A 15,762-nucleotide genomic window follows, 5' to 3' on the forward strand; every position below is an offset into this window, starting at 1 on the left:
ATCAGTTTATCTGTTCTGTTCCTGCATTGTTTATTTAAGTTGAGCCAGGAACATCAGGAGCTGCCTTTTTGAAGGGCTCAAGAGTCAAACAGTGCGCATTAATTTCATTAATCAAAGGATAATTGTCCATTGTAAAATGAAAACGGTTGGCATTATAGACTTGGGGAATAAGACAAAGATCTGCCAAAGTAACTGTGTCGCCAAAACAGAAAGGTTGCGTTCTCTTAATTTGTTTCAATTGGCCCTCAAAACCATCAAATCCGGCCTTCAGCCATTGGTGATACCATTCGGTAATTTGAGTTTCATCTGCATGAAACTGCTCTTTCAAACGATTGAGAACTCTGAGATTATTTAAAGGATGCATGTCACAAGCAATTATCAATGCAAGTGATTTTACAGTAGCCCTATCCATAGGATTGTGAGGTAATAAAGGAGGGCTGGGATAAGTTTCATTCAAATAGCTGATAATCGCAAGTGATTGGCTCAAGAATTGGCCATCAATTTCCAAACTGGGTACTAATTCTTGCGGGTTTATCGCCCGATATTCTGGGCTATGTTGTTCCCCGCCATGATTGATTAAATGGACATCAATTTTTTCATAGCGAATATTTTTAATATGAAGGGCAATTCGTACACGATAACAGGCGGTAGAGCGGAAATAATCATATAGTTTCATGGGTTAACTCGCTCAACCACTTGATGAATGGCTCCAAAGAGAGTTTTTCCATGTTTGTCGAGCATTTCTATTCGAATATGGTCTCCAAAATGCATAAAAGAGGTTTTTGCTTGCCCCTGTTCAATAATTTCTAACATCCGTCGTTCTGCGATACAAGAAGAACCTTTACTGCGATCGAGATTTGAAACTGTACCTGAACCTATAATTGTTCCCGCACTGAGAACTCGGGTTTTAGCAGCATGTTGGATTAATTCTGGAAAAGAAAAAGTCATGTCGATTCCGGCATTGGGCTGTCCGAATAATTCATCATTCAAATAACTCAATAAAGGCAAATGCACACGTTTGCCATCCCAATCAGCGCCTAATTCATCAGGAGTGATGGCGACAGGAGAAAAACTACTGGAAGGCTTTGAGTGAAAAAAACCAAAACCTTTAGCCAATTCATCGGGTATTAAATTCCGCAATGAGACATCATTAACCAACATTAATAATTTAATGTGTTTTTCTGCATTGGTAGGTTTTATCCCCATGGGCACATCATCAGTAATTATGGCAACTTCTGCTTCAAAGTCGATGCCATATGCTTCATCTGCAACTAAAATGGGCTCTCTCGGTCCTAAAAAAGAATCAGAGCCTCCCTGGTACATGAGTGGATCAGTCCAAAAGTTTGCAGGAAGTTCTGCACCACGAGCTTTGCGAACCAATTCAACATGATTGACGTAAGCGCTTCCATCCGCCCATTGATAGGCTCGGGGTAGGGGAGAAGTACATTGCTGCGGATCAAAAGGAATAGTATTGTCCAATTGACCTTCATTCAGTTGCTGATATATTCTTTGTAAGTCATTTTCCACCAGATCCCAATGCTCCAGAGCATATTGAAGTGTGGGTGCAGTCTTGGATACGCGTATGGCCTGGGTCATTTCTTGATTTACGACGCATAATTCGCCATCTCGGGATGATGTTGATTTTAAACTGGCAAGTTTCATAGGTTCCTCGTAAGTAGCCTGGATAAGGTGTCATAACCTGATAGAAAAGCTAACCCGGGCTAAGCTGCCTACCCAGGTAATAGTTTTCTAGTTTTTTATGCTAAAGTTTCTTTTAAAGTACCACGTCTTATCTGATCGCGTTCAATGGCTTCGAATAATGCCTGGAAATTACCTTCACCAAAGCCTTGATTCCCTTTACGTTGGATGATTTCAAAAAAAACGGGCCCAAAGATATTTTCAGTAAAGATTTGCAGCAATAAACCGTGCTGTGGATCAATCTCACCGTCTATTAAAATTTTTTCTTCATGAAGTTGATTCACTTGTTCTTGGTGCCAAGGCAGTCTCTCTTGAATCATTTCATAATAGGTATCAGGCACATCTAGAAATTTAACCCCTTGGGTTCTCAGGGTATGAACCGTTTCATATATATTGTTGGTAGTTAATGCAATATGTTGAATGCCTTCACCTTGATATTCATGAAGAAACTCTTCGATTTGAGACATATCATCTTTTGATTCATTGAGAGGAATTTTAATTTTTCCGCATGGGCTACCCAAGGCACGGCTAAGCAATCCGGTCATTTTTCCTTTAATGTTAAAATAGCGGATTTCCTGAAAGTTGAAGATAGACTCATAGAACTGAGCCCATTTATCCATATTTCCCCGAAAGACATTATGGGTTAAATGGTCAATCAACACTAAGCCATTTCCTTGAATATTATCATTGCCTGTAGACTTCCAATCCGCTGAAAAAGGTTGTTGTTGGGCGTCGACAAAATAAATAACGCTTCCGCCTATTGCTTGAATACCAAGTAATCCATGATGTGCGTGTGAACTGTCTTCAAAGGGTTGGGCTCCGTGTTGGATGGCATAGTCGAAGGCAACTTTTGCATCTTTTACCCTAAAACCCATAGCGCAAGCTCCTGCGCCATGGGTTTTGGCATGTTCTTCAGCTTGGCAATTGACCGCTGCATTGACGATAAATTGTATTTCTCCCTGCTGGAACAAAGTGATGTCTTGATTTTTGTGGTGTGCTATAGGCTTGAAACCCATATCCGTGAATTGTTGGTGCAGACGATTTTTGTCTGGACCTGAAAACTCTAAAAAAGCAAAACCATCTAATCCACAGGGATTGTTATTTGTCTGCATCGTTTATTACTCCTTTAATTATGCGGTGTACCTTCCTCGATTAAAGATGGGAAGTGGCTATTGGGATTCAACTGGCTGAACTAAAAATAATCCGTCAGCAATGGGTAACAAGCTAATGAATACTCGATGATCGTTTTTAATTAATTCATTGAGTTTTCTAATTTCGCGTGTTTGTCCCCCTGTTTCTTGTTCATCAATGACCTTACCATCCCAGAATATATTATCTATTGCGATTAAACCCTGAGGCTGGATTAGTTTTAACGCCAATTCGTAGTAGTGTACATAATTCGTTTTGTCAGCGTCGATGAAAATGAAGTCGAATTTTTGAGACCAACCTTCATCAATAAGTGCATTTAGGGTATCTAAGGCACGGCCAATTCTTAAATCTATTTTATGTTCTTGTTTTGCTTCTTTCCAGAAGGGATGTGCTTTGCCTGTCCATTCCCTATTGATGTCACAGGTAATGAGTTTGCCATCATCAGGCAACATTAAGGACATGGCTAAGGCACTGTATCCAGTAAAAGTGCCTAACTCCAGTACATTTTTAGCGCGAAGCAAACGTAAGAGTAACTGCATTAATTGCGCTTGTTCGGGCGCAACTTGCATGTTGGCTAACTCCATAGTAGAAGTCTCTTCGCGAAGCGCTTTAAGGGAGGGGTGCTCTCTTAAAGATTTATCCAGCATGTAATTATAGAGTTGCGGAGTAAGGCTTAAATGTTTCATAGGAAAATCCTAAGATAGTTTTTCTTTTGCCAAATTATCTGCAATGTCACTCGTGGGCAGATTTTCTTTAACAGAAAGGGCAAAAATTTCGGTTAAATGAGTATAAATTGCATCGACTTGCTCGTTGATTTTGTCATCTGAAGTATGAAGATATTTAGATGCAGCAAATATGAGTCCGCCTGCATTAATCACATAATCCACAGCGAAAAGAATCCCTTTATCATGCAATTTTTTACCATGATAGGTGTGAGCCAGCTGATTATTGGCAGCACCCGCGATAATTGTTGTCTGCAACTGTGGAATAGTCCTATCATTGATGATTGCACCTAACGCACAAGGAGCAAAAACATCACAGGGTACTTTGTAAATCTGATCAGTGCTCACTGCTTTAGCCCCGAATTCCATCACGGCGCGCTCCACCGCAGATGAAGAAACATCAGCCACAGTCAGCGTTGCTCCTAACTCATGTAAATGTCTTGCCAGTAAGAACCCCACGTGACCTAAACCTTGAATGGCCACATGAATCCCGTTTAAGCTCTCTTTGCCGAGTTTGAAAGCTACTGCAGCTTGTATTCCCCTAAGAATCCCACGGGCAGTGGAAGGAGATGGATCGCCATGATACTTCGATAAACTGGCTACATAGGGAGTATGTTCCCCAATAATATCCATATCGGGTAATTCAGTTCCGCTATCAAGTGCCGTGATATACCGTCCATTGAGTTCGTTCACAAACCGGCCAAATTGATGCATGTATTGTGCACGATCAAAAGGCCCATTCGGTTTGATAATGACAGATTTACCGCCACCTAAAGGCAAGTTCACTGAAGCTGCCTTAAAACTCATGCCGCGGGCAAGCCTCATGGCATCTTGAATTGCAGCATGAGTATTAGGGTACTCAATAAAACGGCAACCACCTAAAGCTGGGCCTAGCTTCGTATTGTGGATGGCGATGATTGCTTTCATTCCAGTGGCAGGATCTACTTTAAAATGTAAGTCACCAAAACCATGAGAGAGGGCGTAATCAAGGAAATCATCTTCAGCTACTATCGGATTGTTATTTGATATATTGTCCACAGACATCATTGGTTATGCTCCTCTTGCAAATATTTTGCAGAAGTTATATTCCTATTTTTTGATTAAATCAATGGTAAGATTTAATAATTTGGTTCTTAAGGATATGCTGGTATAAACTAGTTCCATTATTCAACAAAATTGGAGAGTGTAATGCGCCCAGTAATTGTTAGTTTTCTGGCTTTCATGTTCATCACGCCGTTTGCCTTTGCTGAAGACCCTTTAGCTCCCCCTATATATCCGCATCCCCCATTAACTCTTGATAAAATTGACTTTCAAGTTTCAGCAAAGCAATGGGTTACCACTCAAACCGCTTTGTTGGGTGTTGGTATTAATGTCACATTAACCAGTGCAGATTTAGTAAAAGCCCGTTCTGATATTATGGACCGATTAAACAAAATTGCAAAGGGCGAATGGCATCTCCTTGAATTCGATCGTTCCCAAGACAGTTCTGGACTTGAAAAGCTTTATGTGCAAGCACAAGCACGGGTCAACCAGGAATCCTTAACAGACATTTATAAAAATGCCAAGGATGTCAGTTTACCAGGCGCTAAATATGAAATTTCCAGTGTAGATTTTAAACCAAGTTTTGATGAAACACAGAACGTATTAAGCCAGATTCGACAACGATTGTATCAACAGGTAAACGATGAGCTTGCCCGCATCAATAAGGCATATCCCAATCAAAATTACAGTTTGAGCAACTTAACTTTCATTGAAGGAACCAATCCACAACCACCAATGCCCTATCAGGCAAAAACTATGAACACAATGATGGTGGGTGCAGCAGCACCTTCTGCTCCGGCTTTAACCGTGGGTAATGAATTAATATTAACCGCCATAGTTGAAGTCGCTTCGAACCGAAAACAAGAATTAAAAAATTCGGCTCCTTAATCATATCTCTGCTCATTCCTCGCAGGTTATTCACGGGGACTAGTTTTTCTGAGACATCGGATCTGCCTACCAGCGTAGGGTTATCGGCGAGGAGGCAGGTTCCAGAGATGTTAAGATCCGACCTTTGTTATTACAGGAGAATCAATTGTTGGTAGTAGAAAAAATTATCGGCCATAGAGGTGCATCTGCTTATGCTCCTGAGAATACATTAGCTGCTTTCAACAAGGCATTAGCTTTAGGATGCCGCTTTATAGAGTTTGATGTCATGTGCAGTGGCGATGGAGAACCCTTCGTTATCCATGACGATAATTTAAAGAGAACAACAAATGGACGGGGTGAGGTTGGAAAAGTTGAATCTAATTATTTACAGAGTTTGGATGCAGGCACCTGGTTTTCTCGACAATTTAAAGGCGAGCCAATTCCTCATTTTAAAGATGTATTAAAATGGTTATCTTTTTCCGGAGTTCAAGCAAATATAGAGATCAAACCCTACCCTGGATCTGAAGAGCAAACTGCTGTCACGGTGATGAGTCATATTCAACGCTATTGGCCACAGGATAAAGATTTACCTCTGGTTTCCAGTTTTTGTTGGGAAGCTTTAGAATTATGCCGAAGCATTGCCCCTGAGATGCCACTAGGTTTACTGATGCATGCATGGGATGAGCAATGGTTTCTAAAAGCAACCCAATTGGAATGTTTCTCGATCCATGTAAACCGCAGGATTTTAACGGAGGCACGTGTCAGGTCAATCAAAGAAGCAGGATTTGTACTTTGTGCTTATACAGTAAATCGCAAGCGATTAGCAACTAAACTATTCGACTGGGGTGTTGACGCTGTTTTTAGTGACTATCCAGATTTAATAACATGAAAAAAATAATATTTTATTCACTCATTTTTCTCTATGCGCTTACAGCCAAAGCGAAGCCTATCGAACTAATATTATGGCATGGCATGGCAGGTCATCTCGGTAATGAAGTGAAATTACTCGCTTCTGAATTTAATCAAAGCCAAAGCGAATTTATCATTAAACCCATTTATAAGGGAAATTATGTAGAGACCTTAACAAGCTTTGCCGCGGCATTCAGGGCGCATCATCCACCGGATATGGTGCAAATTTTTGAAGTTGGAGCTGCCATAATGGAATCTCCAGAAGGAGTGGTTAAGCCCGTCGATGAACTCATGCAAGAACAAGGAATCACTTTACCTAAAGATGATTTTATTCAATCTGTGCGTGAATTTTATAGCAAAAACGGCCAGTTAATGGCTTTGCCATTTAATCTTTCAGTGCCTACTCTGTATTACAACCTTGATATTTTAAACAAAATCGGGTACTCCCAAGAGAATTTTCCACGGACATGGTCTGAAATGGAAGTATTGGCGGAAAAATTAAAAAAAGGCGGTTATGATTGCACCTACACCACGGCTTATCCCGGCTGGGTTTTATTTGAATCTTTTTTGGCAATCCATGGATTACCGCTTACCCAAAATAATCCGCTGCGTACCGCTTATGCAACACCGCAATTACTTCATCATTTTAAACGGTTGAAAAGGTGGCATTCTCTGAAGTATCTCCGATATGCTGGCAGGGTGGATGATGCCACAATTCTGTTTACAAGTGGTGTTTGTCCTTTATTTAGTCAGTCCTCTGGCGCATATAATAGCTTGTCCGCTCTCGTTCCTTTCCGCATCGGTATTGCCAGTATGCCTTTAGATACAGAAGTCAGTGCGTTAAGACATGCGAATGTCGCTGGAGGGGCAGCATTATGGGCAGTAGCTGGGAAAAATCGTGATCACTATAAAGGGATTGCCCAATTCTTTGCATTTATAGCAAAACCGGAAACCCAAAAACGTTGGCACGAGCATACAGGTTATGTACCAATTGGGTTACAAGGTGTTTATGCAGATATATTGCGAAGCAGCCGCCATCCTGCTTTATACATGGCACGCAAAGATTTAGCAGGGGAAGTTCCCGAAAAATCCATCCAGCGTTTCGGCCCTCAAAATCAAATACGCGGGATTAATGATGAGATTTTGGAAGCCATGTTTGCTGGTTTTTTAAGCCCTGGTAAGGCTTTGGAGGAATCTGCAGTGCGAAGTGATCATGTGTTGCTGCGGTTTGTAAGAAACACTCTTGGTGAGAGATGATAAGAGCCTATGTATTTTAGCCATCGCATTGATGAGTGATCCTGGCTGGGCCACTAAATTCTTGTATATAAAAAACCCTCCGCAGAGGAGGGTAATAATGAAGAACAAATGATATTTACAGGGTAAGATGTTTGTTGAGTTCTTCTATTTTTTGAACCAATAGTTCTTCTTGTTCCTTCATTTTATCCAATTTCAATGTTCCTTCTTGAATGGCCTTTTGAAGCTCACTGATTGCTTCTTCCAACACATGCATTTCTTGTTCGACCTCATGGATTGTTTGTCTTACTTCCCTTGTTTCAGATTCGAGTTCCGCTCTTTTCAAAGTAGATCTGACCCATAACAAGTATAAAGACATATTTCGTGCATACTCTGTTGGAAGGGGGGCACCTTCTTTTCTTCCTGGTACAATCTGTAATTCCTTTTCTAATTTGTTTATCTCTTTAAGAATAGGATCTTCTTTTTGAGTACGCGCCTCTTTCAGATAATCTAATTCGAACTCCTTTTTCCTGAAGGTACGTTCCTTATCCTTTAATAGCTCTTTGGATATCTCCAATTTTGCAGAAAGCTCCTCAATCTTCTTATGTAAAGGTAGGTATTGTTGGAACAGACTAAATGATTGGAAACCTCTTATGACGCTTTGTAAAGCGACAATCGCTTCTCTTTCCTTTTGAGCTTGTTTCTCTCTATTCTCCATGACTGCTCTTGTTTTCGCTGCAGATTCTTTGGGATCAATGATTTCATCTACAGTAAGAATAAGTCCTTTGTTTTGATAACGTGAATCAATGTATTGTTGCGCACGCGCTTCCACATCTTTATTTCTGACACAACGACCGGCAGCCTGAGGTCCTGAAAGAATTCCATTAATGACGTTGATATCTGATTCAATTACCGGTGAATTATTATTGATAATTTGCACGTTTAAAATATCTCGAATACTCACACCTGTTGCAATTCTTTGATCCGCTACAATATGAGTTCTCAACCCTACTTCGATTTGAGCTAATTGTTCATCCACTGTAGTTTGTGCCGTACTCATATCGATTGCACTGGCATAATTTTCCGTTGCTTTTAAGGTGCCTAGATGCACTGGAGTTGCGCCAGTGATAACTGTTGATATAGGTCGTGAATGATTAATTTCCATTAACAAAGCTTCTGCTCTATCCAATACTAATTTGGTAATAGCTTCCTTTTGAGCAGTAGGCAGGTTTGAAATAGGGCCTCGTAAATTGGTTAAAGCTTCTGATAAAGTAATTCTATTTTTATTCTCACAAGATTTAAGCTTGTTAGCTACTGGGGAAGGAATAGTATCTCCACGCTCGTATTTTTCGATATTCTCATCCCATTCTTTCAAATAAGCATTCAGTTTATGGGATCTATCCTTCTCAGCAATATCTGCAGGTTTTTCATTAAATACAAGTGCTAAAGCATAACTGTTGATTGTTCTTTGGATATCTTTTTGTTGTTCTCTATCAATATCTTGTTTTAAATTGACCACAGGTTTTGCGACGTGTTTTCTGAACTCTACTTCATCCACAGAGCCAAATTCCTGAGTCAATTTCAATCTTGCTTCGCATTCTGACTTTTGTCTAAGTTTTGCGACTTCATCTTGATATTTTTCAATCGTCTCTCTGTCGCCATTTGCAATTTTTTGATACGCAGCAGCCAACTTTTCTCGGGTATCTTTATCATCAGAGAAACCCATGTTCCTTTGACAACGGATGCGATTTAATTCCAAGGCCTGATTAATTGCTTTTTGTTGTGCCACAGAATCTTCCAGACCTTCAGACAAGATGATCTTCTGCTTTAACTCTTTTGGATCGACATAACCCACCATACCTTTTTCCAGATAGTAATCATCAAAGTAGTGGATGATTGCTTGATCAACCAAGTCTTTTTCTTCCAAATAAGCTACTTCTGGCAGAATGGGTCGAATCGTCCCTAATTCGATAGCTGCGCCCAAACTCAAATCATCTAAAGGAGCACCTTGAAATAAATCATACAATTTTGAAGTGGGTGTCGCTGTTAATGCCAGGATTGTGTTGTGTTCTTGAAGTCCTTTCAAAATCAGTGCATCATTCTCGTCAAACGTATGGCGGTGGCTTTCATCAATTAATACCATTGAATCTTTAATTTCACCGGCAATAATTTTGAACAATGGATGCTCAGCTTGTAAAACGATTTGATCATAAGGCTCAGTTCCTGCAATTACTTTAGCAAAGTACTGTCTCATTTCTTCTTTATCGCTTTCTTCCAGCTCATTAAAATCCTCAACACCTGCTAATGCATCCACTTTACTTATCAAAGTGGTAAAGGTGAAAACCCGCGGAGGCGATACTTTGACTCCGTTCACAATGCCTTTACCCAGCATGTCTATTGTTTCTTCTGATTGTTGCTTTACTAAAGTTTCATCAGGCACAATCATGACTGTACGCCCAGTGGCTTGGGCAATACCGGCCATAACAATACTTTTACCAGATCCAGTACCCATAACGGCAAGGCGCTGTTCTTTTTTATCTTTTAAGCTGTCATGAAATTTAGCTAAAATTTCATTTTGATAGGCACGCGGAATGAAAGATGACGTATCTATAGATAATCCTTTTTTGGTTACAGCTCGAACATCACCTTCTTTGTCATAAATTAATTTAACCGTGGCAGTACGATCATTATCGAAGAATAACTTACCTCTGCTTACTTCTGCAGTTAACTTACTTGTGATATTCATCGTATAATTTTGTGTGGTAGAGACAGTACTGTCATTTCCTTCGAAGACTAAATCCACAGTATATACCGCACTACCAATAGTAATTGCAGCTTCAAGATGGGGTTTGCCGTCGAGACCGTTAAGAACCCACTTACCTCCCTCTTCAGGCTTTCCTGCTACTGCCAAAATTGCTTTGACCACATTACCAATCTTAGGATTTTGTTTTAAATTTTCCTCATCAATTTTATCTTTTGCTGATCCGATGGTCACAACTGCCCCAGTATCAACAACTTCTTTTAATAAATATACCGCTGCAACGGTATCCGTGTAATTTTTTAAATCTTCGATCTGCTGTCGAACGACTTCGTCTCTAGCGCCCATTCTTATGTATCCCCCGTGTATAATTATTTGACATTGGATTTTAAGTTAGGTCATTGTGAGATTTGACTGAGTAGATAGGTCACAATTTACCTAATGTCAAAAATTATATAAAAGGAAGATTAAGTGACTATTAAGTGATTTCATTGAAAATTTATTGATCATATAAAGAAAATGAACCGTACACTTAAGAAAGTAAAACCTTGTCCTTCCATGATCTACTATATTTAAAATATTCTTTATTTGTTATGATCTTGAGCTGGATGTTTCTATTTTGTTATACGTGAAATCATTAAATTGATGTGAGATGCATCAGTTAATATGACAAAAGGATGGTAGGGCAGCAAATGACATATCTTAAATTCAATCAAATAATGGATAGAAAAGGAAAAATGATGACTCTATTATCCAAACTAGGTTTGGAGCCAGATGAACGGATGAAAAAAACTCTGGAAGATAACCCTGAATACGTCCAGCGACTGGCCCGCTTATATCATTCATTAAAAAAAAATCATATTCCATTAGATGATGAACTTCACGATCTTATTGATAGCCATATTACCGATGCCGGAATCCTTTTCCAGGTATTAGAGTTCATGAAAAAAGAAGGAATAGACGCAGCTCTTCTTCCTAAAAAAGTTTTATTTGACAGTGCAAAATTTGGGACATACCTAATACAAAGTTTGGAGCAGCTCAAAACCCATGGTTCACTTGATTTATCGCTTATCCTCTTGCTGATGAACCATTCAGAACATTCCATATTGCTTGCAAACTCAATTTTCAAATTGCAACAGCATGCCTACCCAACAAAAAATATCGTTGCAAAACTCAACACTATTTCTCCCAAAAATATAGACACATTCATCAGGTTAATTACTCTTCTTTTAGATGAAAATCTTTATTACTTTGATTGCCTTGATATCTTTGTAAGACAACAAGAATATCTCCAGGTTATTTACGAAGGATGTAAAAAACTCGCTTCACAAAATAAACTGGATTTGAATTTTTTATCAGTTGTAGAGACAAATCCAGGGAATGCCAATCTCTTGGCGAATCTTATTTTGCTATTAAACAATGCATCACTCATCGATTATCGGAAAAAACCAGATTTAATTACTGCAAGCAAATTAGGCATTGGAGCCTATCACTTCTTAAATAACCTCGCACAAGCAGGAATATTGAATCATGAAACTTTTAAAGCGGTTTGTCAGGATGATTCTGTTTTGACAAATCCGGAAGTAATTGAATTGTTTTGTCATATCCCTTTATTTGAAGAGTTCCTTAAAGATGAATTGGTACAAATGCTTCAAATAATGCAACAACCCAGTCCACAGAAACACTTAAATGAGTTTATTGAAATACTTAGTAACCATCAGGTCATAAAAGGCCCAGGAGCTCCCTAGCATAATTTGCTTAAATACATGCTTACATGCTATATTTTGTTCCTTTACGAACAATTTAGGGACAACTATGGGCGGATATCAGAAAGATAGTACCTCTTCAGACCTCAATCATTCAACCAGCACCAATATGATGTTTCAAACTCTCATTCCCAAGGTCGTTTCTGAAACACAGAGTCAAACTAATGCCACAGAGGTAAAAATTTCCTCTAAATTAATGGATAGATTAAATAAATTAAATTTAGGAAACAACCCGCGGATGTTGCATCTCATTGCAAACTATCCGGAATATGGCAATCGTCTCATTTCCTTATTTAAAAGTCTTAAAGATCTCAATAAGGTTCTAACTCCTGAAATAGAACATTTGATTCAACGGAATATTTGTCATTTGGGTGGGGTAATTAACTTATTGGGATTGTTGAGCGAGAACAATATCAGCCCTGATTTCATTTCGGCTGAGTCCTTATTTAAAGCCGCAAAAGCAGATGAAACCGTAGCTCAAGCCGTACGGTCTTTACATGAAGAGGATTTACTGGATACTTCCAGTTTTAATTTAATGCTCGCATACCCTGAAGCATCACTTAAGATGTCACAATTTATTATTGATCTCCAAGATCGGGCATATAGCGGACCAGAAAGTCCACAAATTTTTGTAGATAAACTCCGTGCCAGTATGGTTCAACCCCTGCAAATGAGTACAATCATGGACTTACTTGCATTTCTCTTAGAGAAAAACTTATATGGTTTCAATTTAGTAGATCTCTTTATAAGAAATGCCTCCAATATCGATCAAATTTATAAAGGCGCTAAAAAACTCATTTCAGCTCCAGATTTTCTGATGCATTATTTTAAATTCTTAGAAAAATATCCTGAAAATGCGAATATTTTTGCCAAAAATATAATGTTGTTATCGTCTGTTTCGCTTTTAGAATCCCGTTCAGCAACAGAAGATTTTATCAACGTCAGCAAATTGGGTTTGGGGGCTTACCATTTTTTAAATCATCTGCACAGTGCTGGGATGTTGGATGCTGAAAGTTACAAAATGGTACTTCAAAACAACGGAATTTTAGATCAAGAAGAGGTGATTGGATCTTTGAGTAGTCTTCCCTTAATGACCCGATTTAATAAAACGGAATTAGAGCATATGTTGCATTTATTAAGTCGGTCGCTTTGTAAGTCCACTACAGACAATTTCCTCAATATTCTAGAAGCGCACCATTTTTCTTGCCCGCCCGCTCCATCGATTGGCACTTGTCTGTAATCAGTGAGTTAGCAGGGAGGCTGCAGATTCACAATAGTTATAAATATTGATAACGAGTGCGCCTCTTTCACGCCTGCAAACTGAAGTAGCCCCAATAACGAACTCTTAAGGGACGTGCGTCACCGTTACTGTATTAAGTTGCAGCATAACGGCTGCTTGTGTGGCTTCATTTTGTTGTTGTGCTGCAGCAATAGAATCATTCATTTCATTAATGGCATATTCCTGTTGAACGATGGCTTCACTATCTATGGATGTATTTGCATCCACGGGGACATCGGGATAAGCTACTTGGGGCGGGTTATATCCCGCGGCGTAGGTGTAATGGATCGGTTGATAATTGGTACCGACAATAGAAGCAGTTGGAGCGCATCCCGATAGAAGGAGTAAGCTACTCAAACCAATAGAGTAGGTTATCTTTATCATAAAAATCACCTTAGGGAACTCTGGGAATTCGAGTATTCACCTTTTTATATGGATTGTATAATTATAGAACAATTAGCCCAGAAAGTGATCGTATATGTAGCGAATGATCTGCGTCGAGGTGGCGACGCGAAATTAATGAATGCGTCATGATAATTTGATTAGAGGGATTCCAAAAAATGACTCCAATTCGGTTTTTGTCCTAAGCGATATTGATAAACAATGTAGAACGCCATGATATTTTTTAAGTAATTTCTGGTTTCTTGCCATGGGAGTGTTTCTATCCAGACATCAATTTCTTTTGGTGGGTGAGTTTTAAGCCAATATACTACTTGTTTTGGCCCAGCATTATAAGCTGCGGCAATAAGTATGGGATGATTTCCAAATCTTTTTGCCAATTGTTTTAAATAAGCTACTCCAATGTTAATGTTCTTTTGTGACAAGAACAATTGATTTTGATCCTGATAAGGAATTTTGTCTGCTTTTGAGACGACTCTCGCAGTATACGGCATGACTTGCATCAAACCTCGAGCACCGGCTGTAGAAGTTGCATCATCCCTGAATCCGCTTTCCTGACGGATAATGGCATAAATAAATTCTGGTGCAATAGCATATTTTTTTGCATAAAGGGAAATACTGTCTTGATACGCTAATGGAAATCTGAGCGACAGCTGGTTATTAAGCGTTTCATTATTGCTTAAGTAAACGGATTTTCCATGCCACTGTAACTTTCCATCAATCCAATAAACCAAAGCGCTTGCCTCATCTTTGGGTAACTCGCTAATAAAATCATTAAGTAAACGAGATGCTTGTACTGTCTGTTTCGTTTTATAAAGGGTTTGAATTTGATCGATGAATGTTTGGTAGGGTTTTAATACCTCCAGATTCGTCGTGGGTATTTCATTAGTAAAACTGGGTTTTTTATTAAGATGTAAGCTCGCAAGAAATCCATAGTATTGTCTATTTTTGGCCAAATTTTCATAGATTAACCGTGCTTCTTCTTTTTTTCCTTGCTCTTGCAGGGAACGGGCTAACCAATATTGCCAACACGGTTCATCTTTATTCTTTGAATCATTGATTAATGTAGAAACTTGTACCCAATTTTTTCGTTTTAAAGCAAAACGTATTTGCCAATCCAATAATACATCATTGTAATATTGTGGTTTTACCTGGTCGAACCATTGTAATGCATCTTCATGGTTCCGCATTGCTTTATACAAAGCTACATGCGCTAAAAATGCTTGTTGCTGAGCCTCATTAAGAATTTTTGAAGTTTTTCTTTCTTGCCACAATTTAATGGCTTTATTCATATTGATTGAAACCATCCGCTTAAGACCATATAAATAGATATCACTATTTAACCCACCAGGAATCAGTTTGCTGATGTTTTCCGGATTTTGGTAAACCGAATTTAAAGCGTTCACTTCATTGGCATGGGACGTTTTATATTGCTTAAATAAATAACGTGCTAATTGAATGTTACGCCGCTCCAAAGCTAAAGCAATCCTTTGGGTAATTAAATTCTGATCAAAGTGTTCATCTTTCAAAAGCAAATCAAATAAACTATTACACGAGGGTGGTCTTGAATCACCACTTAACCAAATAGGCAATGATTCGTTTAATGCTTCTTGTTGCTTCCCCATATGATAGGTCGCAATTTCTTTATAACAAACCAGATTAAGATCTTTGGATGGCTGATAATATTGGTAAAAATAATTCCAATTTTTATTTTTGGCTAATTCATAGAGCCATTTTTCCCGTAATTTCGTGGATAAAGGAGCGGATCCACTAATAAATTCTATAAATGAGGGACTGGGATTTGCTGCAGGGAGATTTTGAGTAAAGTTTAAATAGGTATTGAATCGCTCCATATACTCTTGGCCAGAAAGCGCAAGACTGTTTTGAACGCTAATTACACTCAATAGAAATAATATAATTTTTTTCATATGTTTTTTTTAA

The 15,762-nt window shown here is 38.8% G+C and carries 13 protein-coding genes; 5 read left to right on the forward strand and 8 right to left on the reverse strand.

Annotated elements, in window-relative coordinates:
- Positions 1-34 precede the first annotated feature (34 nt).
- The 5 genes from maiA to BU07_RS0103895 all read right to left on the reverse strand — a co-directional run bounded on the left by maiA (position 35) and on the right by BU07_RS0103895 (position 4,616).
- A complete protein-coding gene (gene maiA, locus BU07_RS0103875; protein WP_031563794.1) occupies positions 35-676 on the reverse strand; it encodes a maleylacetoacetate isomerase in 642 nt (213 codons plus the stop codon).
- A complete protein-coding gene (locus tag BU07_RS0103880; protein ID WP_031563795.1) occupies positions 673-1,662 on the reverse strand; it encodes a fumarylacetoacetate hydrolase family protein in 990 nt (329 codons plus the stop codon). The genes maiA and BU07_RS0103880 overlap by 4 nt, the downstream gene beginning before the upstream one ends.
- Positions 1,663-1,757: 95 nt before the next feature.
- On the reverse strand, positions 1,758-2,810 hold the full coding sequence (gene hppD / locus BU07_RS0103885) for a 4-hydroxyphenylpyruvate dioxygenase (RefSeq protein WP_031563796.1): 1,053 nt from the start codon (positions 2,808-2,810) through the stop codon (positions 1,758-1,760).
- A gap of 57 nt (positions 2,811-2,867) precedes the next feature.
- Positions 2,868-3,533 (reverse strand): class I SAM-dependent methyltransferase, encoded by a 666-nt coding sequence (locus tag BU07_RS0103890; RefSeq protein WP_031563797.1) that lies wholly within the window; start codon positions 3,531-3,533, stop codon positions 2,868-2,870.
- A 9-nt stretch (positions 3,534-3,542) separates the two neighbouring features.
- Positions 3,543-4,616, reverse strand: a complete 1,074-nt coding sequence (locus BU07_RS0103895) for a Leu/Phe/Val dehydrogenase (RefSeq protein ID WP_031563798.1) — start codon at positions 4,614-4,616, stop codon at positions 3,543-3,545.
- 141 nt (positions 4,617-4,757) lie between these two features.
- Here BU07_RS0103895 and BU07_RS0103900 point away from each other — a divergent pair, with 141 nt between their 5' ends.
- The 3 genes from BU07_RS0103900 (at position 4,758) to BU07_RS0103910 (ending at position 7,643) form a co-directional block, all read left to right on the forward strand.
- A complete protein-coding gene (locus tag BU07_RS0103900; RefSeq protein WP_031563799.1) occupies positions 4,758-5,498 on the forward strand; it encodes a hypothetical protein in 741 nt (246 codons plus the stop codon).
- Between the two features lie 148 nt (positions 5,499-5,646).
- On the forward strand, positions 5,647-6,366 hold the full coding sequence (gene ugpQ / locus BU07_RS0103905) for a glycerophosphodiester phosphodiesterase (RefSeq protein ID WP_031563800.1): 720 nt from the start codon (positions 5,647-5,649) through the stop codon (positions 6,364-6,366).
- Positions 6,363-7,643: an extracellular solute-binding protein gene (locus BU07_RS0103910; RefSeq protein ID WP_031563801.1), complete on the forward strand. Its 1,281-nt coding sequence runs from the start codon at positions 6,363-6,365 to the stop codon at positions 7,641-7,643. The genes ugpQ and BU07_RS0103910 overlap by 4 nt, the downstream gene beginning before the upstream one ends.
- Before the next feature lie 115 nt (positions 7,644-7,758).
- Here the strand turns inward: BU07_RS0103910 and BU07_RS0103915 are convergent, their stop codons facing one another.
- Positions 7,759-10,725, reverse strand: a complete 2,967-nt coding sequence (locus BU07_RS0103915; protein WP_031563802.1) for a DEAD/DEAH box helicase family protein — start codon at positions 10,723-10,725, stop codon at positions 7,759-7,761.
- Between the two features lie 344 nt (positions 10,726-11,069).
- Here BU07_RS0103915 and BU07_RS0103920 point away from each other — a divergent pair, with 344 nt between their 5' ends.
- Together BU07_RS0103920 and BU07_RS0103925 are read left to right on the forward strand one after the other, a co-directional pair.
- Positions 11,070-12,125 carry a hypothetical protein gene (locus BU07_RS0103920; RefSeq protein ID WP_031563803.1) on the forward strand — a complete coding sequence of 352 codons (1,056 nt, stop codon included), beginning with the start codon at positions 11,070-11,072 and terminating at the stop codon, positions 12,123-12,125.
- A 67-nt stretch (positions 12,126-12,192) separates the two neighbouring features.
- A complete protein-coding gene (locus tag BU07_RS0103925) occupies positions 12,193-13,383 on the forward strand; it encodes a hypothetical protein (protein WP_051635454.1) in 1,191 nt (396 codons plus the stop codon).
- A gap of 105 nt (positions 13,384-13,488) precedes the next feature.
- On the opposite strand, the gene BU07_RS0103930 is transcribed toward BU07_RS0103925, so the two are convergent.
- Both BU07_RS0103930 and BU07_RS0103935 read right to left on the reverse strand, forming a co-directional pair.
- Positions 13,489-13,806 (reverse strand): hypothetical protein, encoded by a 318-nt coding sequence (locus BU07_RS0103930; protein WP_031563805.1) that lies wholly within the window; start codon positions 13,804-13,806, stop codon positions 13,489-13,491.
- A 158-nt stretch (positions 13,807-13,964) separates the two neighbouring features.
- Positions 13,965-15,749: a transglycosylase SLT domain-containing protein gene (locus BU07_RS0103935; RefSeq protein ID WP_031563806.1), complete on the reverse strand. Its 1,785-nt coding sequence runs from the start codon at positions 15,747-15,749 to the stop codon at positions 13,965-13,967.
- Positions 15,750-15,762: the final 13 nt, after the last annotated feature.

The sequence above is a fragment of the Legionella wadsworthii DSM 21896 = ATCC 33877 genome, assembly GCF_000701265.1.
GTDB classification, from domain to species: Bacteria; Pseudomonadota; Gammaproteobacteria; order Legionellales; family Legionellaceae; genus Legionella; species Legionella wadsworthii.

What these genes read in the sequence shown, in the direction of transcription:
- maiA (WP_031563794.1), bottom strand. Translation starts at nt 676, where the DNA reads ATGAAACTATATGATTATTTCCGCTCTACCGCCTGTTATCGTGTACGA.
- BU07_RS0103900 (WP_031563799.1), top strand. Translation starts at nt 4,758, where the DNA reads ATGCGCCCAGTAATTGTTAGTTTTCTGGCTTTCATGTTCATCACGCCG.
- BU07_RS0103935 (WP_031563806.1), bottom strand. Translation starts at nt 15,749, where the DNA reads ATGAAAAAAATTATATTATTTCTATTGAGTGTAATTAGCGTTCAAAAC.
- BU07_RS0103925 (WP_051635454.1), top strand. Translation starts at nt 12,193, where the DNA reads ATGGGCGGATATCAGAAAGATAGTACCTCTTCAGACCTCAATCATTCA.
- BU07_RS0103930 (WP_031563805.1), bottom strand. Translation starts at nt 13,806, where the DNA reads ATGATAAAGATAACCTACTCTATTGGTTTGAGTAGCTTACTCCTTCTA.
- BU07_RS0103880 (WP_031563795.1), bottom strand. Translation starts at nt 1,662, where the DNA reads ATGAAACTTGCCAGTTTAAAATCAACATCATCCCGAGATGGCGAATTA.
- hppD (WP_031563796.1), bottom strand. Translation starts at nt 2,810, where the DNA reads ATGCAGACAAATAACAATCCCTGTGGATTAGATGGTTTTGCTTTTTTA.
- BU07_RS0103915 (WP_031563802.1), bottom strand. Translation starts at nt 10,725, where the DNA reads ATGGGCGCTAGAGACGAAGTCGTTCGACAGCAGATCGAAGATTTAAAA.
- BU07_RS0103920 (WP_031563803.1), top strand. Translation starts at nt 11,070, where the DNA reads ATGACATATCTTAAATTCAATCAAATAATGGATAGAAAAGGAAAAATG.
- BU07_RS0103910 (WP_031563801.1), top strand. Translation starts at nt 6,363, where the DNA reads ATGAAAAAAATAATATTTTATTCACTCATTTTTCTCTATGCGCTTACA.
- BU07_RS0103890 (WP_031563797.1), bottom strand. Translation starts at nt 3,533, where the DNA reads ATGAAACATTTAAGCCTTACTCCGCAACTCTATAATTACATGCTGGAT.
- BU07_RS0103895 (WP_031563798.1), bottom strand. Translation starts at nt 4,616, where the DNA reads ATGATGTCTGTGGACAATATATCAAATAACAATCCGATAGTAGCTGAA.